The organism is Chryseobacterium proteolyticum (assembly GCF_046591535.1).
Lineage (GTDB): Bacteria > Bacteroidota > Bacteroidia > Flavobacteriales > Weeksellaceae > Chryseobacterium > Chryseobacterium proteolyticum.
Genome location: NZ_JBJLWK010000003.1, coordinates 810739 through 837119, shown reverse-complemented (window position 1 = coordinate 837119; position 26381 = coordinate 810739). Strand labels below are relative to the sequence as shown.

26 protein-coding genes are annotated in these 26381 nt (G+C 34.1%); 10 read left to right on the top strand and 16 right to left on the bottom strand.

All coding sequences use genetic code 11. The features are described 5' to 3' along the window. Positions 1 to 15 precede the first annotated feature (15 nt). Complete coding sequence (locus ACJ5H0_RS14925; protein ID WP_172284436.1) at positions 16 to 1524, bottom strand: OmpA family protein; 1509 nt, start codon at positions 1522 to 1524, stop codon at positions 16 to 18. Between the two features lie 77 nt (positions 1525 to 1601). Beyond that, entirely contained in the window at positions 1602 to 2060 is a 459-nt protein-coding gene (gene smpB, locus ACJ5H0_RS14920) for an SsrA-binding protein SmpB (protein WP_172284446.1), read from the bottom strand. A 119-nt stretch (positions 2061 to 2179) separates the two neighbouring features. Between smpB and ACJ5H0_RS14915 the strand changes: the two genes are divergently transcribed. Further along, positions 2180 to 3802: an ABC-F family ATP-binding cassette domain-containing protein gene (locus tag ACJ5H0_RS14915; protein WP_172284448.1), complete on the top strand. Its 1623-nt coding sequence runs from the start codon at positions 2180 to 2182 to the stop codon at positions 3800 to 3802. 72 nt (positions 3803 to 3874) lie between these two features. Here ACJ5H0_RS14915 and ACJ5H0_RS14910 read toward each other — a convergent pair whose 3' ends face one another. The 3 genes from ACJ5H0_RS14910 to ACJ5H0_RS14900 form a co-directional block, all read right to left on the bottom strand. Then, positions 3875 to 4687 carry a M48 family metallopeptidase gene (locus ACJ5H0_RS14910; RefSeq protein ID WP_411250066.1) on the bottom strand — a complete coding sequence of 271 codons (813 nt, stop codon included), beginning with the start codon at positions 4685 to 4687 and terminating at the stop codon, positions 3875 to 3877. 108 nt (positions 4688 to 4795) lie between these two features. After that, positions 4796 to 5614, bottom strand: coding sequence for a ferritin-like domain-containing protein (locus tag ACJ5H0_RS14905; RefSeq protein WP_411250065.1), 819 nt, complete (start codon positions 5612 to 5614; stop codon positions 4796 to 4798). Positions 5615 to 5641: 27 nt separating this feature from the next. Further along, entirely contained in the window at positions 5642 to 6352 is a 711-nt protein-coding gene (locus tag ACJ5H0_RS14900) for a ferritin-like domain-containing protein (protein WP_172284454.1), read from the bottom strand. Positions 6353 to 6615: 263 nt separating this feature from the next. On the opposite strand from ACJ5H0_RS14900, the gene recJ reads away from it, so the two are divergent. The 8 genes from recJ to ACJ5H0_RS14860 all read left to right on the top strand — a co-directional run bounded on the left by recJ (position 6616) and on the right by ACJ5H0_RS14860 (position 15223). Next, entirely contained in the window at positions 6616 to 8328 is a 1713-nt protein-coding gene (gene recJ / locus ACJ5H0_RS14895; protein ID WP_172284456.1) for a single-stranded-DNA-specific exonuclease RecJ, read from the top strand. Between the two features lie 57 nt (positions 8329 to 8385). Beyond that, entirely contained in the window at positions 8386 to 8970 is a 585-nt protein-coding gene (nadD, locus tag ACJ5H0_RS14890; protein ID WP_273651076.1) for a nicotinate (nicotinamide) nucleotide adenylyltransferase, read from the top strand. 88 nt (positions 8971 to 9058) lie between these two features. Beyond that, on the top strand, positions 9059 to 9400 hold the full coding sequence (locus ACJ5H0_RS14885; protein WP_411250064.1) for a DUF3817 domain-containing protein: 342 nt from the start codon (positions 9059 to 9061) through the stop codon (positions 9398 to 9400). 405 nt (positions 9401 to 9805) lie between these two features. After that, positions 9806 to 10888: a TonB-dependent receptor gene (locus ACJ5H0_RS14880; protein WP_411250063.1), complete on the top strand. Its 1083-nt coding sequence runs from the start codon at positions 9806 to 9808 to the stop codon at positions 10886 to 10888. Beyond that, positions 10818 to 12062, top strand: a complete 1245-nt coding sequence (locus ACJ5H0_RS14875) for an outer membrane beta-barrel family protein (protein WP_411250062.1) — start codon at positions 10818 to 10820, stop codon at positions 12060 to 12062. The genes ACJ5H0_RS14880 and ACJ5H0_RS14875 overlap by 71 nt, the downstream gene beginning before the upstream one ends. A gap of 68 nt (positions 12063 to 12130) precedes the next feature. Then, the gene (locus ACJ5H0_RS14870; protein ID WP_411250061.1) at positions 12131 to 13414 is read left to right on the top strand and encodes a TonB-dependent receptor plug domain-containing protein; all 1284 of its coding nucleotides are present in this window, start codon (positions 12131 to 12133) and stop codon (positions 13412 to 13414) included. Beyond that, complete coding sequence (locus ACJ5H0_RS14865) at positions 13392 to 14435, top strand: outer membrane beta-barrel family protein (protein ID WP_411250060.1); 1044 nt, start codon at positions 13392 to 13394, stop codon at positions 14433 to 14435. Before ACJ5H0_RS14870 ends, ACJ5H0_RS14865 begins: the two co-directional genes overlap by 23 nt. A gap of 215 nt (positions 14436 to 14650) precedes the next feature. Then, a complete protein-coding gene (locus ACJ5H0_RS14860; RefSeq protein ID WP_411250059.1) occupies positions 14651 to 15223 on the top strand; it encodes an alpha/beta hydrolase fold domain-containing protein in 573 nt (190 codons plus the stop codon). A 150-nt stretch (positions 15224 to 15373) separates the two neighbouring features. Here ACJ5H0_RS14860 and ACJ5H0_RS14855 read toward each other — a convergent pair whose 3' ends face one another. The 11 genes from ACJ5H0_RS14855 to ACJ5H0_RS14805 form a co-directional block, all read right to left on the bottom strand. Further along, positions 15374 to 17128: a discoidin domain-containing protein gene (locus tag ACJ5H0_RS14855; protein WP_411250058.1), complete on the bottom strand. Its 1755-nt coding sequence runs from the start codon at positions 17126 to 17128 to the stop codon at positions 15374 to 15376. A 191-nt stretch (positions 17129 to 17319) separates the two neighbouring features. Then, positions 17320 to 18183, bottom strand: coding sequence for a hypothetical protein (locus tag ACJ5H0_RS14850; RefSeq protein ID WP_411250057.1), 864 nt, complete (start codon positions 18181 to 18183; stop codon positions 17320 to 17322). Next, a complete protein-coding gene (locus ACJ5H0_RS14845; protein WP_411250056.1) occupies positions 18180 to 18689 on the bottom strand; it encodes a hypothetical protein in 510 nt (169 codons plus the stop codon). Before ACJ5H0_RS14845 ends, ACJ5H0_RS14850 begins: the two co-directional genes overlap by 4 nt. 53 nt (positions 18690 to 18742) lie before the next feature. Further along, entirely contained in the window at positions 18743 to 19726 is a 984-nt protein-coding gene (locus ACJ5H0_RS14840) for an NAD(P)-binding protein (protein WP_411250055.1), read from the bottom strand. Between the two features lie 19 nt (positions 19727 to 19745). Next, a complete protein-coding gene (locus tag ACJ5H0_RS14835; protein WP_411250054.1) occupies positions 19746 to 21260 on the bottom strand; it encodes a polyamine aminopropyltransferase in 1515 nt (504 codons plus the stop codon). Next, positions 21253 to 21468, bottom strand: a complete 216-nt coding sequence (locus ACJ5H0_RS14830) for a DUF350 domain-containing protein (protein WP_411250053.1) — start codon at positions 21466 to 21468, stop codon at positions 21253 to 21255. The genes ACJ5H0_RS14835 and ACJ5H0_RS14830 overlap by 8 nt, the downstream gene beginning before the upstream one ends. 206 nt (positions 21469 to 21674) lie before the next feature. Further along, positions 21675 to 23030, bottom strand: coding sequence for a DUF4178 domain-containing protein (locus ACJ5H0_RS14825; RefSeq protein ID WP_411250052.1), 1356 nt, complete (start codon positions 23028 to 23030; stop codon positions 21675 to 21677). 123 nt (positions 23031 to 23153) lie between these two features. Continuing rightward, entirely contained in the window at positions 23154 to 23513 is a 360-nt protein-coding gene (locus tag ACJ5H0_RS14820; RefSeq protein WP_411250051.1) for an S-adenosylmethionine decarboxylase family protein, read from the bottom strand. A 41-nt stretch (positions 23514 to 23554) separates the two neighbouring features. Next, positions 23555 to 24478, bottom strand: coding sequence for a citrulline utilization hydrolase CtlX (gene ctlX / locus ACJ5H0_RS14815; RefSeq protein WP_411250050.1), 924 nt, complete (start codon positions 24476 to 24478; stop codon positions 23555 to 23557). Between the two features lie 219 nt (positions 24479 to 24697). Next, complete coding sequence (locus ACJ5H0_RS14810) at positions 24698 to 24946, bottom strand: four helix bundle protein (RefSeq protein ID WP_411250049.1); 249 nt, start codon at positions 24944 to 24946, stop codon at positions 24698 to 24700. Positions 24947 to 25021: 75 nt separating this feature from the next. After that, on the bottom strand, positions 25022 to 25936 hold the full coding sequence (locus ACJ5H0_RS14805; protein ID WP_411250048.1) for a dimethylarginine dimethylaminohydrolase family protein: 915 nt from the start codon (positions 25934 to 25936) through the stop codon (positions 25022 to 25024). 271 nt (positions 25937 to 26207) lie between these two features. Between ACJ5H0_RS14805 and ACJ5H0_RS14800 the strand changes: the two genes are divergently transcribed. Beyond that, positions 26208 to 26372: a hypothetical protein gene (locus ACJ5H0_RS14800; RefSeq protein WP_172284474.1), complete on the top strand. Its 165-nt coding sequence runs from the start codon at positions 26208 to 26210 to the stop codon at positions 26370 to 26372. The last annotated feature ends 9 nt before the right edge of the window (positions 26373 to 26381 follow it).

Genomic DNA, 26381 nt, shown 5'->3' with positions numbered 1-26381 from the left:
ATTTAGAAAAATTAATTATTTTTTCTTTTTAGCAGCAGCTTTTTTAGCTGGAGCTTTTTTCTTAGCTGTAGATTTTTTCTTAGCTACTGCTTTCTTAGCAGGTGCATCAGCGTAATCTTTCTTAGCGATTGAATTCCATTGAGCATCATCTTCGATAGCAGTTACAACTACTTTTCTATCAGCTTGTCTTTCAGCATCAGAAGCTGTTGCAGGAACTGTAGCTTTAGCTTTACCAACACCTACAGATTTAAGTGCGTTAGCATCTACTCCTCTTGCATCTAAAGCAGCAACTACAGAAGCAGCTCTTTCTCTAGATAATTTCAAGTTGTAAACTTCAGAACCTTTAGCATCTGTTCTTCCTTCTAATAGATAGTGACCTCCATCTTTCTTAATGATATCAGCTGCTCTATCTAACGCTGGCTTAGACTCAGCTTTGATTGAAGACTTGTTGAAATCGAAATAAACATTTCTGAATTCGTTTTCTACTTCAGTTGCAGTTTGTTTTTTAGGCTTAGGACATCCGTTGTATTCTGGTAATCCAGGAACTGTAGGACAAGCATCATCTTTATCAAGGATACCGTCACCATCTGTATCTGGCCAAGGACAACCGTTGTTTTCAGCTGGACCTGCTACTGTAGGACAAGCATCATCTTTGTCGATAACACCGTCACCATCTGTATCTGGCCAAGGACAACCGTTGTTTTCAACTGGTCCTGCTACATCTGGACATTGATCGTCTTTATCTGGAACTCCATCACCGTCAGTATCAGGACATCCTTGGAATTCTGGTAAACCTGGAGTATCAGGACAAAGATCGTCTTTATCTAAGATACCATCTTTATCTCTATCTCTGTTACCAAATCTAAAGTTCAAAGATGCAGAAGCTTGCCAGAAGTTTGCAACTGTAGATTTATCACCTGGAGTTGAAACATAATCTCCTTGAACACCTAAACCGAAGTTTTTAGTTACCCAGAAGTTGATACCAGCACCAGTAGAAACTGTAAAGAAGTTAGCTTTACCGTTTTCATTACCGTTATCCCCGTTACTGATAACATAACCGTTAGCGTCAGTTCTTGGGAAAGTTAATGCAGTATAATCATGTCTTAAATAGTTCGCACCTACTCTTAAGTATGGATCAAACCAAGACTCCTCGTTCCATAAAAGACCCGCTGCCTTAGCTTGGAAACCAAGACCAGTCATTAGGAAAAATTCTTTCCCGCTGTTGAATCTCTTATTGTCAACGTTCCCTACTGAAGTCTGCCAGTCGATTACTAAACCTTTACCGATATTTCTTGCTACAGTAAGTTTAGATAATGGAGGCGTAATAGAGAAGTTGTTCATATTGAACAAAGTCTTTGTTAAATTTCTTGCAGCAAAAGTATTACTGAAGTTGTTTCTCTGAGCTGTATGATTTTCCGCATGAGCACCAACTCCGATCATCCACGGATTGTTGGTAGTCTGTGCGAATACAGTAGAAGCAACAGTAAGTGCCAATGCTGAAATTCCTAATTTTAGATTTTTCATAGAATTAAATGATTAAATAATTGATATTGCAAAATAAATATAATTTTTCTTTATATACAAAGTTTTTTGAATGATTTTTAACTTTTCTTTAATATTCTATCCAGGGTTCGTTTATTTTCTCTATCTTTTATCGCTTCCCTTTTATCAAAAAGCTTTTTCCCTCTTGCAAGGGCTATTAAGACCTTAGCTTTTCCCTTATCCGTAATATATAACTTCAAAGGTATAATTGTGTTCCCTGCATCTTTTAACTTTTTCTCGAATTTTTGTAATTCTTTTTTGTGCAAGAGCAATTTCCGTTCCCTTTTTGTTTTATGATTGTAAAAAGTGCCTAATTTGTACTCATCAATCATCATGTTAATGATGTACAATTCCCCATCAATAAACTGACAGAAGGATTCTGCAATGGATGCTTTTGAAGAACGTAAAGATTTTATTTCTGTGCCTGTTAAAACCATTCCAGCTTCAATTTCTTCAATGATTTCGTATTCAAAACGGGCTCTTCTGTTTAATATGTTAACTGTTTTCTCGATCTTCATTATATTAAAATTTCTTTATGAAATATACAAAAATACCTTTCATTTAAAAACTTGACTATTACATTATTATAAATTACCCAAATTCTTTTCGTATTTTTGCGCCAAATTTACAAAACTATATGTTAACAGTATCTAACTTATCTTTACAATTCGGGAAAAGAGTTCTTTTTGACGAGGTAAACATTATGTTTACTAAAGGAAATTGTTATGGGATTATCGGAGCTAATGGTGCAGGAAAATCAACATTCCTTAAAATACTAACCGGAAAACAAGACCCAACCACAGGAAGTGTATCATTAGAGCCTGGAAAAAGAATGTCTGTTTTAGAGCAGGATCACTTTGCATACGATCAATATAATGTCCTTGAAACAGTATTAAGAGGTAACAAAAAGTTATTCGAGATAAAAGCGGAAATGGATGCGTTATACGCAAAAGAAGATTTCTCTGATGAAGATGGTATCAAAGCTGGAGAGCTTGGTGTTATCTATGATGAAATGGGAGGATGGAATTCAGAATCTGATGCGCAAACAATGCTTTCTAACGTAGGAATCAAGGATGATATGCATTGGCAGATGATGAGTGAGCTAGAAAACAAAGACAAAGTAAAAGTTCTTTTAGCTCAGGCATTATTTGGAAATCCTGATGTTTTAATCCTGGATGAGCCTACCAATGACCTTGACATCGACACTATCGCATGGCTTGAAAATTTCCTGGCTGATTATGAAAACACCGTTATTGTTGTTTCTCACGACCGTCACTTCTTAGACACCGTATGTACGCACATCGGAGATTTAGACTATGCAAAACTTAATCTTTATACCGGTAACTATTCTTTCTGGTATCAGGCGTCTCAGTTGGCAACAAGACAGAGAGCCCAGGCAAATAAAAAAGCAGAAGAAAAGAAGAAGGAACTTCAGGATTTCATCGCAAGATTCAGTTCAAACGTAGCAAAAGCAAAACAAGCTACAGCAAGAAAGAAAATGATCGACAAACTGAATATTGATGATATCAAACCTTCTTCCAGAAGATATCCTGCAATTATTTTTGAAATGGAACGAGAAGCCGGAGATCAGATTCTTGAAGTAAAAGGACTTGAAAAATCTAAAGATGGGGAACTTCTTTTTTCTGATATTAACTTAAACCTTAAAAAAGGAGATAAAGTTGCAGTTCTTTCAAAAAATTCATTGGCTATAACTGAGTTTTTCCAGGTATTGGCTGGGGAATCACAACCAGACAAAGGAACATTCAATTGGGGAATTACTACTTCTCAATCTTATATGCCTCTCGATAATACTGACTTTTTCCAGGAAGACATCAACTTAGTTGACTGGTTAAGACAGTTCACTAAAAATGATGAGGAACGCCATGAGGAATTTGTAAGAGGATTCCTTGGAAGAATGCTATTCTCCGGTGACGAAGCTTTGAAATCTTGTAAAGTGCTTTCAGGAGGTGAGAAAATGAGATGTATGTTCAGTAGAATGATGCTTCAGAAAGCCAATATTCTATTGTTAGATGAGCCTACCAACCACTTAGACCTGGAAAGTATTACAACATTGAACAACTCTTTATCTAATTTCAAAGGAAATCTTTTACTGGCGTCTCATGACCACGAAATGCTTCAAACAGTCTGTAACAGAATCATTGAATTAACTCCTAACGGAATTATCGATAGAGAGATGAGTTATGATGATTATCTTGCGGATAAAAAAGTAAAAGAATTAAGAGAAAAAATGTATTCTTAATTGATCAAGACAAATTGAAAATAAATAAAAAATCCTCAAATAAATTGAGGATTTTTTATTTTCAGGTATTTACTATTTAGTAAGTTTAGTTGTTGGTAACGTGACAGTTCCAGGATCTTTCCATAGACCATCCTTTTCTGCTCTTTTCTTAATATTCTGAGCGCGCTTTTCACTATCTGGATGGGAATTAAACATTTTTTGAAAACCGGATTGTGTACTTCCTTCGGAAAGCAAAGCCAACTTTTTAAATGCTGTATATTCTGCTACGACATTATACTTATTCGTTCTCATAAAATCGTATGAGTATACATCTGCTTCAGATTCCTGTTTTTTACTGTGTGAAGCATCCATAAATGCATTAGCCATCTTCCCTATCTGGCTGTCATTTAATGTAGCTACCGCAGAGGATGCTGAAGATGCAGCATCTAATGCCGCAGCCTTTAAATAAGCCGATTTAATAGCGTCTTTAGTATCCTGATTTTTAACATGACCGATTTCATGTCCGATTACCGCCAGCAGTTCATCATCTGTCATTATATCCATTAATGAGGAAAACACGCGAACGCTTCCGTCTGCACAGGCAAAAGCATTAATGTCTTTTACTTTATACACTTTGTAATTAAGATTAAGACCATCTTGTGATTTATGTTTACCGAAAAGTTTATTCAGTCTGATGGTGTATGGGTCTTTAGGGCCGGCTACAGGATTATTTTTATCCATCCATTCTACAGATTCTTTAGATAACTTTACAGCATCTTCATTGGTAAAAGTGAGCGCCTTCGCTCCTTTAGAAGCAACATCTGTAATTTTTCCTAAACTAATTTTTTGTCCCTGAAATGCGTGAACAGCTCCCAGTAAGCATACGCTTAAAACAATTCTTTTCATATTAATTTTATTTTCCTTTTGGCCGGCGAATATATGATTTTTTTCAACAAAAAAATCCTTTTCTGAAAAATTTCAGAAAAGGATCCACACCTAATATTAAGAAATCACCTACACAATAAATAAAGATGCAATTGCTGTTGCATCACTACCACTTAAAATTTCATCGTAAGCAGCAGAACCTGCTGCAGCTCCAAATGCAGTTGAAGTATTGTATCCGGCTTGATTTGTATTATCCTCACCCGCGTACACAGGGTTTGTCGCAGACGGCATGTTTCCTCCGTTGGCCAGTTCAATCCAGCCTTTATTTCCTCTCATCCTTCTTACTTGCGAAGCATGTCTGGCTTCTACAGAGTGAATTTGTAAAGCAGCCTGTAATACTACTTTATTAGACATTACATTTCCTGCCTGTCCCTTATAGGCTCTAACGCCCGTATCTTCAAAGGCTTGCGCCAGAACAAGAAACTGATTATAATCTGTAAACGGAGCAAAATTACCTCCCGCCGTAAAGTCAAAAGTAGGTTTCGATGCGGGTGTAACTCCCAAAGAGGTCAATGTACTTTTCAAGAAACCAACATGTGCAGACTCATGTTTAGAGATTTGCATAAAAACAGTACGGTCAGCATTAGGAATTAAACTTGCTGTAGATAGTCCAATACTGTAATATTCATTTTCTAAGTATTCCAGCGTCAGGGCCAGTTGTAACGCATCGGTTAAAGTACTTTTTAAAAAGCTTCCTGTAACTGGTGTTGTATTTCGGTTTTCAGCTTTCGCCGGAGTTGACATTGCGACTCCTAAGCCCAGAGGAACCGAAGCAATAGCTGCTTTTTTTCCAAATGCTGAAAGATTTGTAATGGTCTCTAATCTTGATGCTTCTGTTGTAAAGAATTTATCATCAGAAAATCTATCTAGTAATTTAAGAATGTTCATAATAGTACGTTTTTAAAAGTAAATAATTTAGTTAATGCCTCTTTCTTTCCAGGTAAAAGGTGTCTTTATAAATCCTCCTGCAGCCATTACAACATCTTTTGGCTCTTTTGCCACATCCAATCCATTGGCATCAATCACATCATCCCCTGAAAAATCAGCAGATCCGGGATTTATAAGATTTCTGATCGCAGAAGCATGTCTTGCTTCCACAGAAACTATTTTCCCTGCAATTACTAAATAATTAGGATCCGTAATATACTTTCCTGCTGCATTATACGCAGCAACACCTGTATCTTCCAAAGCCTTAGCAGTAGCTAATACTGAACTTCTGTTATTAAAATTCACACCCGGATATTGAAATTCAAGCTTTGGCAGTACATTAGCAGTAACTCCTGATATTGCAGCTTTAAAGAAATCCCGATGGATTAATTCGTGATGATAGAGGTCAGTAAATAATTCTTTTTCAATGGTTGAAATACCTGAATAAAAACTGTTAACAACTTTAGTATAGAAATCTGCTTCGAGCTGCTCAAGAGCATAAGCATAATTCAATACCCCGACATCGCCTTTACCAAGGTCGAATACCTGGTCGTCTGTCATTTGAAAATCATCATTATCATCACAGCCTACTAATGCAAGACCTGCCATGGCAAGTCCAATGCCGCCGAGTTTTAAGAAATTTCTTCTACCGGTATCCAGTGTGGCGCCCTGGCTAGAAACATTAATCGTCTTTTTCATAATATTAATTTTTAAAGTGTTTAGTTATTTAATATCATTTACGACAATCAATTATCTTTGGATTTACAAAATCAAAAAAAAATGTTAACTTTTCTCTAAAACTTTTCCAAATAACCTATTGAACATCTAAAAAGCGACTCGATAAATATTAATAACAAATCAGAATTGAAAGGTCTTTAACGTCACTTAAAATCTTTGTTTTATATTATTATATTAACAGTTCATCATTCCTTTTTAAAATATATTTTCCCTATTTTTGTGAAATGAGTCAAAAATGGATTTACAGACCTGAACCCGATGAGGAAGTTGTAGACAGATTAAGTTCGTCACTTGGTTTCGGAACTTTTGAATCTAAACTTCTCGTTCTTAGAGGAATTGACAATTATCAAAAGGCAAGAGAATTTTTTAAGCCCAATCTCACTGATATACATAGTCCGTTTTTAATGGCTGATATGCAAAAGGCTGTAGAGCGTATTGCAACAGCTATCGAGAATGGTGAAAAAATATTGGTTTATGGAGATTATGATGTAGACGGAACAACTGCTGTTGCGCTGATGTATTTATACCTCAGCAAAATAGTTCAGAAAAAATATCTTGATTATTATATTCCGGACAGAAACTCTGAGGGATACGGTATTTCAACAGAAGGGATAGATTTTGCAAAGGAGAATGGATTTTCTTTGATTATAGCTCTGGATTGTGGGATCAAAGCAATTGATATGATTAATTATGCGCAGAATTTAGGCGTTGATTTTATTATTTGTGACCACCACTTACCAGGAGAAGAAATTCCTAATGCAGTTGCCGTATTAGATCCTAAAAGAAGTGATTGCAGATATCCTTTCAAAGAGCTTTCAGGGTGCGGAGTTGGCTTTAAATTATGCCAAGGTCTAAATACAATCTACAAAATACCGGATTCGGAGCTGTTTGAATTAACCGATTTGCTTGCAATTTCTATTGCTGCAGATATTGTCTCAATGACCGGAGAAAACAGGGTTCTGGCCAAAATGGGTTTAAAAACCCTTCGAAAAACAAGAAATTTAGGATTAAGACTCTTAATTCCCGAAGATAAACTTTCCCATTTTGAAATTTCAAACATTGTTTTTGAAATTGCTCCAAAGATCAATGCTGCCGGTAGAATTTCTCATGGAAAAGCAGCTGTAGAGCTTATGGTTTCAGATAATCTGAAACATGCGCATCAGATTGTAAGTGACATTATGGGACTGAATGATGAAAGACGGGAACTCGATATGAACTCGACGCTTTCGGCACTTAATCAAATCATTGAATCGCAACAGGAAACCAATCTGACAACGATTGTTTACCACCCTGAGTGGAATAAAGGTGTTATCGGAATCGTAGCATCCAGACTCATTGAGACTTATTATAAACCCACTTTGGTTTTTACAGATGGTAACAACGGAGAAATGGTTGCTTCCGCAAGATCAGTTTCTGATTTCGATGTTCATGAGGCGTTGGATATGTGCTCAGAGTACTTTTTGAAATTTGGAGGACATCATGCTGCGGCTGGACTTTCAATGGAAAAATCAAAATTCGAGGCCTTTAAGGAAAAATTCGAAAAGGTGGTCGCTGAAAAAATTCAGGAACACCAGAAAGAATCATCGATCATTATAGATTCTGAAATAGAAATTGATGATATCAACCGCGAGTTTATAAATTTCCATAGAAAGCTTGCTCCCTTTGGTCCACATAATATGAAACCCATCCTCACTTTAAGAAACCAGAAATTATCCGGTTATATAAAAACAATGGGGAAAGATAATAATCACGTGAAATTTTATATTAAACAGGAATCCACCGGTAGAAATATAGAATGTGTTGGTTTTAAATTGGGGCAATTCTCTGAAGACTTCAGAAATAAACATTTCGATCTCGCATTTACTCTGGAAGAAAATCACTGGAAAGGAAATGTAACACACTACCTGAATATAAAGGATGTGAAGTTTAGGGACTAAGGATAAATTACAACTTTAACACTATACTTTGCATCTCATATACACCTGCAAATGAAAATGAAAAAAATCGGTTTATTCTTCGGATCTTTCAATCCTATACATATTGGACATCTTATTCTTGCGAATTATATTCTGGAAAATTCAAATATGGAAGAATTATGGTTTGTTGTAAGTCCTCAAAATCCTTTTAAGGATAAAAAATCATTGCTTAAAGATCATAATCGACTGGATATGGTGCAGGCAGCTATTAAAAATTACCCGAACATGAGGGCTTCCAATGTGGAGTTTTCTTTACCCAGGCCAAGTTATACTATTGACACTCTGACATATCTCAATGAAAAATACCCTGATCATTCATTCAGCTTGATTATGGGAGAGGACAATTTGGAGGGCCTCCATAAATGGAAAAATTCCGAAACTTTATTAAAGAATCACCATATTATTGTTTATCCACGAATTTTTGAAGGCGAGAAAAAAGATTCTGAGTATGTACAACACGAAAATATTTCTTTTATCAAAGCCCCTGTCATTGAAATTTCTGCAACGGAAATTCGCCATATGATCAAGGAAGGTAAAAATGTGCGTCCTATGCTCCCTCCTGAGGTTTTTGAATATTTGGATGGTAGTAGTTTTTATAAGTAATTTTGCGGAGTAGAAATCAGATACTGAAAACTATCTAGAAGGTAAAGAGGAGCTCTTAACTTTTAATTCTCAATTTATAAGTAAATAAATGAATTTCATCGAAAAATTTTTCTCAAAATATCCCCAGGAAAAAATCATTAAATGGTTCAAGCAAATCTGTGTAGCTGAAGCAGTTTCCTGTTTTTTACTTTATGGGGTTGCCATGATCTGGAAGAGATATGATAACGAAGGATTGCTTCCCACAATTTTTATTATTGTCATCGGAAACATTCATGGTCTTTTTTTTACTATATATCTTTTACTTTGTCTTCCGGTGAGAAAAATATTCAAATGGGATGACGAAGATTTTGTTTTTGCCCTACTCTCGGCATTTTTCCCATTTGCCACAATATGGGTAGATAAAAAATTAGCCCGTTTCGACAGAGAATAAATCGGTTCTCCACTGAATATACAATATATTAAAAAGGACTGATAAGTCCTTTTTTTTATTTATCTACATTGCATTCCTATACATATCTATCACATCACTTTTAATTGAGTAATAATCAACATCGAAATATAACTGAGACAGAAACTTTTTTAAGTCTCTTTTATGTTAATTTTTCCTAATTGCCGATTATGATGTAACAACTTTAGAACTTAAGTTGTCTAAATAATTGAAACATCTTAATCTGTAAAATTTTTAATTTAAAATTTACATCCTGAAAATCAATAAGTTAATAATAAGTCAAAAATATTTTAAGTACTTTGTATTGCATAATACTAAATTTATTATATATCTTTGTAATGTTAAATAATAACAAATACAAGCTATTAACAAACTAAAAATAAAATCATGAAAACGCCACTTCTCATTTCAGCTTTATTTTTCAGCGGATTTATTTTTGCCCAACAAAAATCTGATACTTTAAAAACTAAAAATATAGAGGGTATAACTTTAAAGAAACAGGTCTTTAGAAAACAAAGCGACCGTTTTATTTATGATGTTGCATCATCCCCTATTGCGAAAGGAACCAACTCTTTCAATCTGCTAAAACAAACTCCTATGATTTCCAGCATTGACGGAAAATCATTAAAAATTATGGGAAAGTCAGAGGTTGTTATCTACATCAATAATAAAAAGACCAACATGGATTCTGAATCATTAATTGAAATGCTAAAAAATACACCTTCAGAGGATATTCAGAAAATTGAGGTAATTACAGTCCCTGGCAGTGAATTTCAGGTTGAATCCAACGAGGGAGTTATCAATATTGTGATGAAAAAGAAGAGGAATAATGGTTATAATGGAACTTTGAAAATGCAAAATGAACAAAGTTATTATAACAATCCTTCAGCCGGAGTTTCTTTTAATTTCAGACAGAATAAATTTGCTGTAAACACCAATTTCAATACAGGAAGCTGGACAGAAAGAGAAAAATACAGGTTGTCAAACGGAGATTCCACATTTAAAAATGAATCTTTTGGATTTAATGATGATCCAAACAAAAATTTTGGCGGAAGCGTAAATATTGATTATGAAATCGATAAAAAACAGAACCTCAGCTTCACTTATAATATGAGGTATAATAAGAGCTTTAACTCAATCTTAGATATCACAAATATTCAGAACGGAGTTTTAAAAAACAGAACCGTAAATGATGAAGACGCACAAAGAAGAAACCATTCTTTCAATTTAAATTATGAAATAAAAACGGATACATTAGGTAGTAAACTAACTTCCAATATTTCATATTTGTGGTTCAACAGGGATAAATACAGTATTAACGAAACCTTTCCATTTGTAACTGACAAGGATAACAAATATGGAGCGTTTAAACAATGGGTTCCCCAAATCATCAATAATTATGCTGCTAATATCGACTACCTTAAAAAAAACAAAATCTGGAGATTCATGGTTGATGGGAGTAAGCTATAACAATACGAAAACAGATAACGATACAAGACAGGATATTTATACTGCTAATGGTTTTGTAAATGACTACGATCAAACAAATTATTTTATTTATAAGGAAAACATCTTAGGAGCATACATCACTTATGAAAAGAAATTAAACGAAAAATTGTCCGGTAAAATAGGAACCCGTTATGAAATGACTAAAAGCAGCGGAGAGATTCTGGGAAAAACCAGCTTCGACAGAAATTATAACAACCTGTTGCCGTATGTTAATATCAACTATGCAATTAATGCAGATAATAACATAAGCTACACTTTCTCAAGCCGGATCAGAAGACCAAGATTCTGGGAACTGAATCCATCAAGAACTTACTTTACACCGGATAATTATACTCAGAATAATCCTTTTGTATTAGCTTCTAAACATTACAATCAGGAAATTAACTATATGTTTAAGAATGCATTTTACGCAAATTTAAGCTTTAACTATGTAGAGGATGCTTCGAATCAGGTGCCATTACAAGGAACAGTCACCAAACCGGAAAAGGACAAAAATGGTCAGATCATTCTGGATGAAAATGGAAATCCTAAAATGGTTACGACTAAATTCCTAAGATATATCAGAACGAATTATGGAAATAACAAACAGCTGGGTCTAACTCTCGGAATGAATAAATCATGGATCAAAGAAATCTGGACAACCAATTACTCTGTTAATTTAGCTTATGTAATGTATTCAGGGACAGTAAGTGAAGATCCGACATCTGTTCAAATACCAGGACAAACAGAAGTACTTGCTCCTTATATCGTTGATGTGAAAAATTTCAATTTTTCAGCACAGTTTAATAATACAATCCGCTTATCTGCCAAAAAAGACTGGTTCCTGGGAATCAATTATTTCTTTGCAAGCAAAAGTAAAATGGAAATCGGAGAAATGGGTATCAGACAGAGTCTTGACCTGAGTGTCAAAAAGATCATGGGTAACTGGACTTTTGTAGCAGAATTATATGATGTGTTTAACCAAAACTTCAATAAAATCAATGGTGTCCAGCCTAATGGCAGCTATAATAATGTGACCAATTTTGGTTATCCAAGAATATTGAATATCGGGGTCACTTATAACTTCGGAAACCAGAAACTGCAAAAAGCAAGGGAAATAAAATCAGCAAATGATGCTGTAAAATCAAGAACTTAATTAACTAACCTATTACAGCTTTAGATCAAATACATAAGAGTCCAAAGCACCACAAAAAAATAAATTTCATGAAAACGCCACTACTCATCGCAGCCTTATTTTTCAGCGGATTAGCACTCGCCCAGGAAAAAAAATCAGATTCGGTAAAAACCAAAAATATCGAAGGAGTTACTCTAACAAAACAGATTTTTAAAAAGCAGAGCGACCGCTTTGTATATGATGTAGCTGCTTCACCAGTTGCTAAAGGAAATACAACATTTGATCTTTTGAAGCAAACACCACTGCTATCAACTACAGATGATAAAACATTAAAAATAGCAGGAAAGAATAATGTACTGATCTATATCAACGGACGAAAAACCAATATGGACTCTGAGTCTCTGGTGCAGTTCCTTAAAAATACTCCTGCAGAAAATATCCAGAAAATTGAAGTCATTACAGTTCCCGGAAGTGAATACCAGGTGGAATCCTCTGATGGAATCATCAATATCGTTTTAAAGAAAAAAATGAGCGACGGATTGAATGGGAATATGAGAATGTCCAATAGCCAAAATAAATACAATGCAAGTTCAGCCAGTTTTTCTGCTAATTACAGAAAAGATAAATTAGGAATCAGTGCTAATCTCAACGGGGGAGAAAATATTCAACCTCAATCTTATATTCTGCGAAATGGTACAGATCAGCTAAAAAATGAATCGGTAGGAGATATTGATGATCCAAATAAAAATATTGGTGGCTATCTGAATATTGATTATCAACTGACCGAAAAAAGTAATCTGGCATTATCATGGAATTCCTGGGCTAACAGAAGTTACAACTCCACGATCGATTTATTTAATACCTTAACGCAGCCAAACTCGTTGGGTGTGGTAGAAACAACGCATACATGGACTAAAAACAGAGAAGATTCCAGAAACTACAATAACTCTGTGAATTTAAACTATGAGCTAAAACTGGACTCCCTTGGAAGTAAATTTAATGCAAATGCTGCATATCTTATTTACAAAAGGTTTCAGTTTTCAAAAAATAACACCATGATTCCGGATGAAAATGGTAACGGTTATTCCAGACCAGGAAAAACAATCACACAAAATACTCCGCAGGTCATTAAGAATTTTTCAGGTACAGTAGATTATATTCAGAAATTTAAGAACGACTTTACCCTCTCTTTAGGTGGAAATTTCAATAAAACCAAAACTGATAATGATACAAAGAACTTTACATATCAGTTTATAGATAAGGATGGTAATTATAACAATAATCCACAGCCAGCACCGGATTTCAACCATTTTATATATGATGAAAATATCTATGGAGTGTATCTCACTCTTGAAAAAAAAGTTTTCAGATAAATTTTCAGGAAAGGTGGGTGCCCGATATGAAATTACAAACAGCCTGGGAACAGCGGATAGTCCTACCAATATAATTGAAAGCCAAAAACATCAGAGAATTGAGAGAAATTATAATAATTTCCTGCCGTACCTCAGCTTCAATTATGCTATCAATGATAAGAATAATATTTCCTATTCATTTTCAAGCAGAATGAGAAGACCAAGCTTCTGGGAATTAAACCCGATAAGAAATTACATTACAGAGTTTAACTACACACAAAACAATCCCTTTGTAAAAGCTTCATCAACATACAATCAGGAATTGACCTACATGTATAAAAACTCTTATTTCCTGATTTTAAACCACTCTTATTTTAAAGATCAGATCACACAGGTTCCTTTACAAGGCTTTATAAAATCTGCGGATGGAAAAATAGGCACTCAAAATGTACTGCGTTACATCAGAACAAATTTTGGAGACAAGCAGGAAATGTCTGCCATGGTAGGAATTCAGAAAAATTTCTTTAAACAATACTTGACCCTGAATTTTAATGCCGGTGTTCAGCACAATATCAACAATGGTTCTTTGGCTGAAGATCCAACTACAGGAGACACTTTTGTTGATAAGGACGGAAAGCCATTGGTTTATACTAATACTGTAAAATCGACAAGCATTGTAATCACAAGTAATAACACCATTCGTCTAGATAAGAAAAAAACCTGGTTTTTAGGAGTTAATTATTTCTTTATTGACAAACAACAAATAGAGCTTGGAATGCTGAAAAACCTGATGAGTCTTGATTTAAGTATAAAGAAAAACTGGAACGACTGGACCTTTGCTCTTAATGTGAATGATGTTCTAAGAACCAATATCGTAGAAATAGAAGATTATCAGCCAAACGGAAATTACAATTACATCAGAAACGATCAGTACAGAAGAGGAATGACTTTAAGCATCACTTACAATTTCGGAAATCAAAAAATAAAAAAGGTAAGGGATATTGAAAGCGCCTCAGATGATATTAAAAACAGAACCCGATAAAAACATTCATTCTTCATATCAATTATTTTTGCCAAACTCACTGATTTCTCAGTGAGTTTTTTATCTTAGAGCATATGAAAAATCTGATATCCTTTTGTAGTTTATTATTAATCCTGTGTAGCATAAGTTGCAAAAAGAAGACAGTCAGTCTTGGTAATAAGATATGTTTTAAAAGTGAGGAAAATATTTCCTACGGTGAGAGTCCGGACCAAAAAATGGATTTATATTTCCCACCTCATTACAATTCAAAAACTGATGTCTTTTTAATTATACATGGTGGAGGCTGGCGTAGTGGAAATAAATCTCAATTAACATTCTTTACTCTATCCCTGATGCAAAAGTTCCAGAATTCCATTTTCGTTAATATGAACTACAGATTAGCTTCAGTTTCACAGTTTGGAATTCCGAATCAAACCAATGATATTGATAGTGTTTTATCCCATTTGGAAAAAACACTTAAATACAAACCACGTTTTATTCTTCTTGGAAATAGTGCAGGAGCTCATTTATCAATGATATATGCTTATAAATTTAATAAAAACAAGAGGATAAAAGCAGTTATTAACATTGTAGGCCCTACAGACCTGGCAGATGCAGGTTTTAAAGGGTATTTTGATTACTCATTTGTTGAAAAGCATCTGATTGATACAAAAGTGATCCCTTCTGGTATCTCAACAGTACAGTTTGCGAGCCCCGTTAATTGGATTACAATGACCTCAGCTCCTACTTTATCTTATTACGGAAAGAATGATCAGGTTATTCCCGTATCTCAAAAAAAAAATTCTTGATTCTGTTTTAAATAAGAATAATATTTTTCACGAATCTTTTGAATTTAATGGCGGACACCTTGATTGGGATAAGGAATATAACAGTACTTTTCTTATTACAAAGATTGATCAATTTTTAAAGCAAGCTGATAAAAAATAAGCGCTTATTTTTTATTCTGATTTCATTACTTCTGTTCTTTCCGAGATTCCATTAGCGTTGAAAGCTTCTATCTGAAAATAATACGCATCCGTTCTGTCTGCTCCAGTAAAGAAATACTCATTCTTTCCATATACCATGATGCTTCCGTATAATTTATCCGGCGACTTACCCCAATATATTACATACCCATCGGCATCCTGGTTTTGCTGCCATTTCATCCAGATACTTCTTCTTTCTCCATATTTTTTTGCATCAGCACGCAAAGGAACAAAGTTCTGAACTTTTGGAGGTTTTTGTCCCGCTCCTTTTCCAAATACCCTGAAACCACTTAATGCAAATTTTCCGGTAGGCATTTTAAGGTTTTCCATTTTAAGGAATCTTGCTTTTGCCGGCTTTTCCAGCTCCACATAATCGTGAGGAACATCCTTTGTGTTTTTACTTTTATCCACAATAACAGTCCATTTTTTCCCATCATTGGATCCATAGATTTTGTATTGATGCATTTTCCCTAAATTCTTCCCTAAGAATTCCACGTCCTGATCAGCATAATTGATCTGAATTGCATTGATTGTGGAAACTTCGCCAAGATCCGTCTGAAACCACTCACCAGAATTACCTGTTTTAGCACTCCAGTAGGTCTTTATATCTTCATCAACAGCATAGTTTGAATGATATCCTCCTAAGGTCGAAGAAACCTGGACAGGCTTATTATAATTCAACAGCATCCAACCTGCAAAAAGACCTTTGGAGAAATCTTTTCCCTGCGCATATTGTGGAAGATAAGTAGGGTAATCTCCATAGGATGTATTACAATACATTACATCATCTTTATCGAAACCTGCAGGCCAGATCCCCAGTCTTCTCTCAAAATTATTTTTTGTGGAAATAAAAATTGTTGAAACATGCCACCAGTTTTTATAATTGTCTTCGAAGGTTGCTCCATGTCCGGCACCTCTTGCAAAACCACCTGGTTTGTATGAAAAGGGATTATGCTGTTGATATCCGAAACCTTCTAAAGGATTTTTACTCACATACACTCCATCAGAATATCCACTGAATTCAGTAGCGGGAGCTCCGTACTGCATATAATATTTGTTATTATGTTTCGTCATCCATGCACCCTCAACAAAAGGCTGTAAAAATACGTTATCATTATATTCTCCAAAACGTTCCCAGCCATGATCTTCCGGCTTTAATCTCAATATAGGTTTTACAAACCCTTCAGATTGTAATGTCTTTACTTTTACTTCTGTTCCAAGCAAGGGCCATTCATTACTTGAACCCCAATACAGGTAGAGTTTATTTTTGTCTTCGTCATAATGAAAGGCAGGATCCCAGGCTCCGACTTTTAAAGTATCTACAGCAATTTTCCAATCATCCTTCGTGGGATTTGTACTTTTCCAGATCGGAAAGTCCTGTTCCCAGGTCGAGCCGAAAACATATAAAGTATCTTTCATGGCCCAAACTGCAGGTGCATTTAGATCATGAATATATTTCTTATCACGTAAAAATTTTCTTTGTACAAATTTCCAGTCAAGCATATCATCACTATACCAATAACCTTCCTGGTTTGTGGAAAACAAAAAAAGTTTGTTTTTAAAGTTCACGATAACCGGATCAGCAGTCGCCCGGTGTTTTCCCTGTTGGGAAAAAGATTCAAAAGGCGTATATCCGTAGTCGATATTAATGGGATTACAAAATGTTTTTTGCTGGGCTTTCAGACTTGTTCCCAACAAAACAAGCATCATAAAAAAGTACTTCCGCATCTTCATAATTTTTATGTAAGATCCAAATTTACTTAACTTTTTTCGGTTTTCTCCAAATAAAGCCATCTAATAGGTAATGGGTTAATTGAGGAACAACTAATAAAGGGACAATAAAGTGAAGCCAATTTAAAGAAGAATGGAAGCCTACTGAAAAGTGCTCTCGCCATACCAATATTTCCCATAAAAATTCTTCAAAAAAAAGCGAATGCAACAATGATTATTATGAATAAATAAATTCCAAAAGCAGATTTAAACAGGGATATCTTGTTTAATTGGGCATTATCCTTTTGCTTAATTTCTCTAATATAAATCAGGGAGATGTATGGAATTCCATGCGACAATACATTCAATAAAGTGAATATCAAATCATTATTAAAATATACAATTCCAAAGTACCAGGAAAGATATGTCCCTACAATTAGGGCGACTTTTGGGATGTTCATTTGCCTGGCCTTAAAAATATCAAAACCAGTTTTGACGATCCAAACGGACAAAATAATAAAATATAAGACTGTAATAAGATTTATATAATCTGGTAAGCTTCTAAGCCAGACAAATTCATTTTCAACAAACCATGTAAACGCCCTAGGTGTTTTTATCCAATATAGCATAGGATAAATCGTTGCTGTGTAAATAGCCACCTCATCTATTTTCTTACTCCAGATATTTGGTTCTAAACGGGAATAAATTCGCATGAAACCATATTGCTGTCTAATAAAATGAAAAACAGCAACCAAAGCCAAAAATGACCAAAAGGTCAGGCTGCCGAATTGATAGAGCAACAAACCCAAAATCCAACTCAACAAAGGAATCCCCAAATATAAAAGCTTTTTGCGCTGAACCTCTTTTTTAATAAAATAAGTTTTAAATAAGGTTGAGTAAACGTGAGCTACATCTACAAATACAATCAGGAATAACCAGGTGTAAAAAGAATATTCGTTTTCTAAATTTAGAATTTCCTTCTGAAAAACACAAATGATTAACAAAATCAAAAAGGGAGGTGCAAGTATAAACCAACCATCTGTTTTAGCATTATGAATCCAAGGCTGCTTCATATCATCTTTTCTGCAGTTCTGATTCCCTGATAAAAAGCTTCCTCAAAAATAGATATTCCTGAAAGGTCAGTATGAGCGAAAAATATTCTATTTCCAATAGACTGCTTAGCCATTTCAGCCTTTCCAAAAATTTGACCAGGAACAGGAGCAATCATAGCATGACCAATTTTATGAAATTGCATCTCAATAATAAAATCTTCAATTAAAGGGTGAGCTTTCTTAAGATCATCTAAAACAAAATTCTTAAGGTTATCTTCATCCATAGAAAATAGTTTTCTCCTTGCTTTTCTACAATCATTAGTCGAAAAACTTCTATAGTATGTGATTACTTTTTCACCCATAATCTGATTGACATTCTGATGCTGATTATAGATATACCCAAGACCATCAGATCCATAAATCACATTATCCCATGCTAATTCTTCATCTCCTCCAAATTCATTTTTCAAGGTAATTGTTGCTAAAAGCCAAGGTACATAGTTGAAAGATTTTGTATCTCTATCCATAAAAACTCTCTCATTTACAAATTGTGGCGTTGCGAATAGAACCTTTTCAGCAATTATTTTTTTTTGTCTTTTTTTTGAACATTATCAAAAGATAAAATCTCAGCATTATTCTCATTTAACTTTACGTCAAAAACCAAATGATTCGTTAATTGTTTTCCTTCTATATATTTAAAAAAATGTTTTACCAGATTGGCGTTTCCTTCAGGCCACGTAAAAACCTGATCCTTATATTTTTTGCTCCAATTATTTTTCCTTCCGGCAAAATAGTGAATACCAGCCCATGCTGAAACATAATCAATTCCTAAACCATAGTCATCCCTGCAGGAATAATCCAGTAACCATAGTAATTCTTCAGATTTAAAACACTGGTGTTTTAGCCAGTCTTTGAAAAGTATTTTTTCCAATTTTACCCCCTCAACTTCCCTACTGGAATCTTCAACTGGAATAGCAAACCAATATTTATTATTTAGATCTTTTTTCTCACGATAATCATCCATAAGTTTAAAAAACCGATTAAGCTCATGTTGGACTTCAGCAGAAATTCCTTTTTGAGGAACAATATCATTTTGCCAGGCATTTTTATAAAATAGTCTTTCTTGCTGGGGAAACGTCATTTGATATTCATCGAGTATTGGCTCTCCACTTTCATCATCTCCCTCATAGATCCCGCATTCTTGCAAAAAATCAATAATTTCTTTATTCTCCTTATTAGGTAAAGGCAGATAGTGTGCTCCTAAAGGGAATTTTGAATATCTATTTTCACCATTCGAAGAGTTCCCTCCAAAGTGATTTTCCATTTCAATTAACAGATAATCATCCTGGTTATTTTTGTTTAAAAATCGACATGCAGAAAGGCCCGATATTCCACCTCCAACGATAAGATATTTTTTATGTATTTCTTCAGTAGGGGCGGGAAAATCTTTAGCCCAAAGTTGATGTCCAAGAATGTGATTAGTACCTGTAATTCTAAGCAATAGAGATTTCCCCTTCTTTTCACAATATTGTAAAAAAGGAAAAATAAGACTTCCAAAAACCATCGTTTTAAGAAAATCTTTCCTACTGTACTTTCCCCCACTCTTCATCAAAGTATCGAACTAATATCTGGTTATCCAATCTATTAACTTCCACATTATTTATTTTCATGTCCTTGCTAAAGTATGACAGCTGTGAGAAGTTATAATCATAAAATCTCAAATTAGGAATTCTTCTGTAGACTTTGTTATTTATTGGTTCAAAAGAGGCCATAGAGAATCCCCACTCACCGAAAGAAGGAACATAAGCATGATAAGCAGATGTAAAAGGAAATATCTGATGGAGTGTTTTCTCAATACACCAAAATGACTTTGGTGCAAAATAAGGAGATGTTGTCTGCACTACAATTTTAGTGTCAGTTGTTGCAAGTCTTTCCAATTCTTTATAGAATTGCAGTGAATAAAGCTTTCCCAAACTGTAGTTTGACGGGTCTGGAAAATCAACGATAATCACATTGAATTTCTTTGTACCCTCTTTAGCCCAAACATAAGCATCTTTATTGATAACATTTACTTTGGTATTTGATAGAGAGCCATCATTAAGTTTGCGCATTGTTTCATTAGTTTTGAAAAAATTAGTCATTTCACCATCCAAATCTACTAAAGTGATATTTTTAACATCCTTATATTTTAGCACTTCCCGAACTGCAAATCCATCACCTCCGCCTAATATCAATACATTGCTGATATTTTTAGCCATTGACATTACCGGATGCACCAATGCTTCATGATATCTGTATTCATCTGTGGAAGAAAACTGGAGATTATTATTTAAATATAATCGAAACTCACGATTATTCCTTGTTAATACAATCCGTTGATAAGGCGAACTTTTTGTATACACTACATTTTCGCCATATAATCTCTCTTCAGAATAAGACAGAATCCTATCTGAGAATATAAAAAGTCCCAACAATAATAGAAATGCTCCAATTGATTTCACTCTTAAAGAAAGTGGACTTGATAATTCTTTCTTAAGATAAAAACATAAAAAGATAGCAATCGAAATATTAATTAACCCAAAGAATAAAGGGGTTTTTACAATTCCTAAATTTGGAATAAGGACAAGAGGAAAAAGGATAGATGCTAATAAAGCTCCGACATAATCAAATGCAAAAACATTGGAAACTAAATCCTTAAAACCAATTCTATCTTTTAGAATATTCATCAGAAGAGGGATTTCCACACCCACAAGCGTTCCGGTAAAAAAGACAAACAAGTACAAAACACTCTCGAAATGAGCTAAAGCATTGAATAATGTAAATAAAATAACAGAGCTTATCCCCCCGATTATTCCAACAAGAATTTCTATTTCAATAAATTTATCAATAAGATTTCCTTTTATGAATTTTGCAAAATAGGATCCAACCCCCATTGAGAAAAGATAAACTCCAATAATAAATGAAAATTGCTTTACAGAATCTCCTAAAAGATAACTTGCCAATGCCCCAGCAACCAATTCGTAAAATAATCCACAGGTTGCAATAACAAACACTGAAAACATTAAAAGTAACTCCAGAGGAATCCTCTTCTTATCCATGAATTGCTGCACTTATGATAATTGAAATTCCAACGATGATCGCTCCAAAAATAATAGCTAAAGCTACGTTTTGATTTCTAGCAATTTCATGCCATGTCCTTTCGGGTGTTAATTTTTCAACGATAAGATAGCAGATTAATAAAATCCCTATTCCTAAAAATGAATAAAGAATTGAATTAATTATTGGCAATAAATTAATTTTGTCCATATGTAATTTTTATTTGTGGTAAAATCTATAGAAGCCAACTCTTGAAGTATGACTTCTTGTTGTTCCATCGCGATAAGTTTCTGTTTTTTCACAATCGCAAACTTGATTTCCTTCATATGTAAGGTATATAAACCAAGTCAGAAATATCCCCCCTACTAAGAAGACGAACCAATTTTCTTTTAGATAATTAAATACTACTGACATAATTAAGATTGCATATATGGTGAATTTGAACTATCACTCCATTTGGATACATTGAAGAGATGTCTGCCCCAATAACAAATGATAAAGAAAATAATCATCAAAGTTAGGACAATTCCAAAGTTCCAGAATGAGACAGGTAACCAGGTTACTTTAATATCCACAGAACTATTATCTCTATTCTCTATATTTCGTGAAGCCTCTGATAACGTTGTATTTAAACTAAGAAGCGAGTCTAGATTTTGATTTCCAAAAGTTCTTCTTACAAGTTCACCTATATCAGATTGATCTTTTCTTAATGTATTAAGATCTCCAAATGACGCTGATTCTCGTGTATTATTGTTCACCACATTAATTATTCCAGATGCTTCCCTGGATAAACTTACACCACCGTCCGCGGAGGTATAATAATTAGAAGCTGTACTAGTTAAAATAGATTCCTGTTTTTCAGCTGAAATTACAAAATGATATTTCCCGGAAGAAATACCACAAAGATTAAATTCTTCGCTTGTACTACCTTCACTCCAGTTTTCACCATCTTCATATCCATGATACTCTTCAATATCTTTAGAGGTATAAACAACTTCGTTTGTATTTTCATTAACAAGACTCAATTGAACATTCGCCCATGAATTATCTACAGCTGAATGTAAATTTACTTTCAAAGGAGCTGAACCTCCGGAAAGAGAAAAGCTTTTGCTAACCATTTCTTTATTTTTCACATCTTCAAACTTTACCGTCTGCTCAAATACTGTATAGTTACTTCGTGAAGTATAAACATACAATTGTAACAGGCAAATTAAGAGTGCAACAATACAAAGAATATTAATAGCCTGTTTTAAATTAAAATAAAATGGCTGTACAATCCCAATTCCTGAATAATTCGGAAGATGTGGAATTTTAAATGCTCTTTTTATAGTATGCTTAGAAACATGATTGCCCACAAAATATTCCGTGGCGCTTACAGACTGTTCTTGAGAAATCATTTCTGTACCATTGACATATTCTTTATAAGTAGCCAAATTAAAGTTCAATGCATCTTCAAAAAAACCAGCTGCTGCATCAATATAACATTGCGTAGTTTCATACCATCTATATGTCTTCTGATCCCTAAAAATCTGCTTAGAACTTTTTGTTCTTAAGTTCTCTTTAGCCAGAGGTAACAAGAAGACCCAATGCCCATTACTTTCACTCAGAAAAGCATCATTCCTCTTTTCATCCTTCAAATAATACTCACGCCAATAAATACTTGAACCATATTTACGAACAATAATTCCTACAACACTATATTCTGTATCATTTATTATTCCTTTTCTTCCAATATCCAACACAACATTTTCAACTGGCTTTTTAACGACCATACTTGAAGCGTTTTTGTGTACATTAATAAGATTAGCACATGATCTGCACACGTACTCATTTACAGGAAAATTAATTTCGTGTGTGTTTACAGTTTTGCAGATGGGACAAACATAATCCATTTTTTATCTATAAATCTTGTGTTTTTGGATGACTTTAGCTTTAAAGTAATGAATAATCTCATGTGCAATTTGTTCAACTTTATCGGTGTTATCCCTTAGATAATTGCAAAGGAAAACATCAAATGTTAATTGCTTATACTCAGGCCATGTGTGAATACACAAATGAGATTCTTTAAGGCATACAGCAGAAGTAAAGCTTTGGTTTTCAAATATGTGATTCATTATTCCCACGATTTCAACTTCTTTATTTTCCAAAATTCGTTCGGTATATTTAAGAAAACCATTACTGTCTAATAGCAAATCTTCTAACTCCGTTTCCAAAGTTAGAAGAATATGTAAACCTTTACTGGTTGATAATTCCAATTAATTATATTTTGCGCAAATATATTATTTTCCTTTTATATCTAATTCTTAGGCAAGAAAACCTCTGCCAGCATACAACGTGCACTTCCACCACCATTTACTTCTATTGTATTTAGATCTGAATAGATAATTTCACAATATTTTTCAATGGCTGATACTTGATCTGATGTTAAAGATTCATATGCAGTCTGGCTCATTACTAGAAATTTCTGACCCTCCTTATTCTGGACCTGAAGCATATTCCCCGCAAATTGCTGCATCTGTTCTTCTGAAATCTCAATAATTTCTTTTCCTGAATTTTTGATGGTTTCAATAACTTTACTTCTTTCAAGCTCGCTATCTATACAGTCCAGGCAAATGACAACAAATTTGTCAGCTACACACATCATAACATTGGTATGGTAAATAGGAAGTCTCTCTGAACCTACGGTCTGAAAAGAATGAAAAACAATAGGCTCGAAACCATATTTTTCGCAAAAATCTCTGAATAATTTTTCATCCAATCTTAAAGAAACAGAACCATAAGCGATTTTATTGTCATGGTCAAAGATCATGCTTCCGGTTCCCTCTAAAAAGTGTCCCTGGATTTCAGGAAGTGACCAATCATCTACTTCCGTTATTTCAAAACCTTTGCTTTTTATTGTTTCCAGGATATCTTCTCTTCTTTCAACTCTTCTGTTTGAAGCAAACATAGGGTATAAAACTACTTTACCATCATTATGGAAGCTTACCCAGTTATTCGGAAAAATAGAATCCGGAGTATGAGGATCTGGGGTATCTTTAATTGTAATCACATTGATCCCTTTATTTCTTAACTTTTCAACAAAAACATTGAATTCGCTTAAAGCTTTAGCCTGAACATCCGAATCTTTCTGTTCAACCTGAAAGTAATTATTTTCTGCGGTCTCCGCATTATAACCGAAAGCAATCGGTTCAATCATTAATACTGTATCTGTAGTTTGCATTTATTTTTATGTTTGAGAATATTAGGGTTTGAGAGTATGAGAGTCTTAATCTGTTTAAAATTAGAAATTACCATCTTCATGATTAAAAGATGAAAATGAACACCATTTTTCAGATTGATTTATCATACTAACCAACATCCCAATTATTTGATTATACTGATTATTTAAATTATTGAATTGCTCTTCATTAATATATTTACACGCTAAGGAAAATTGTAATCAAGTCTGAGTCTCTCTTGCTTCACCTTCTGAGTCTGTAAGTTTTGCGATAAAAGACTTTTCATATTTCCTTTTTCCCCATGCCTCACTAATATTAGCTGAGACCGATCTGGACGACCTTCTGATTTGATCTTTAAGAGAATAAAGTTCTTCTTTCGGAAAAGATTTTGAAAGTTCATAAACCGCTATGGCCATTTCAAAAGATTTTTGAAAAACTCTTAAATCCTGATGAAACTTAACTATTGACATAATTTAAATTTTATTCATAAGAAAACGACACCCTCAAAACCTCCTACTCTCAAACTTTTTCACACTCTTACTTTATTATTCTCTCACTAATGGCATTGTAGAGCAGCGTAAAAGTCCGCCCATTTTGGAAATTTCACGGTATGGAATCTCTTCTACGGCCATTCCCCATTCATTTCTCAGATGGTTGTTCATTCTTGTAAATGTTTGATCTGAAACCACTATTTCAGGAGATATAGAAAAGATATTAGGAAACATTTCAAACATCTCTTCATCTGTCAAATGGAAACAATTTTCCTCCCCGAAAATATCAACAATCAAACGATAATCGCTTTCGTCCACAAAACCATTCTTATAGATAAGGCATTTATCCTTTCCAACAGGATTGAATGTACAATCTAAGTGAAGGATACCCTCGAAAGGAATTTTATCATTCTTTTTTAACTCGAGGTCTATGATCCTCTTTTTGGGAAAGTACTCTTTTAGGATCTCTATGGCGTATTCGTTGGTTCTTGCTGTTTTGTAATTTCTGTAATCTTCGCTAAAGCAAGTTCCTATGAACAGGAAATCATCCCAGACAATAACATCTCCACCTTCAATATGAGCCGTTTCCGGGAGATTAATAATTTTTCTCCAGGCCACTTTCTCAAAAACTTTTTTGTAAGCTTCCTGCTCATCTGCCCTGTCAGCAATTACATTGGAAATAATCATCTTATCATCAATTACAAAAGCAACATCTCTTGCAAAAACCTGATTGTAATCTTTGATAATGCTCGGACGCAAAACTTCCACATCGTATTTTTTCAGTACTGCTTCAAAAGCATTCATTTCATCAATAATATCCGATTCTTTAGGATATATGTTGTGTTCGATTGAGTAGTATGACTTGGCATCATAGCTTTCCTCAAGGGTGGGAACCGGTCCCAGAGAATTAGGTTGGCCCAGAACAACTGATTTTAACCTCCCCGTTTCGTTTTTAATATTTAGTTTCATAAAGATTTATGCAATGTACAAATATAAGTAAAGGTCCCTAGCTGGAAAACTTTTGAATTAGTTTCTCTAAGAATTTATTCTTGGTTACAATAGAATAATGCTACTCATTCATTTCTGAGACCCGTTAAACTTTAAAAAAATCTATAAACAACTGTTTATCATCTACATTTGTTGAAAAATAATAGTAAATATTACAAATAAAACTCCTATATTAGTGATATAATTTTATGTAAAATTAAAACTAAATCATCAACATCAAAAAATCAAAATCATGAACAAGAACATTTCAGTGCTAAAAAATGCACAAAAATTAGGAAGAGATCAACAGAAATCAATTATTGGAGGTGCTGGCCCAACGAAGCCGAGATACTGCTGTGAATGGAATGATGACGGAAGCTGCAGAATCTGGACATGTGGTAATTGTGTATGTCCATAATTAAAAAAA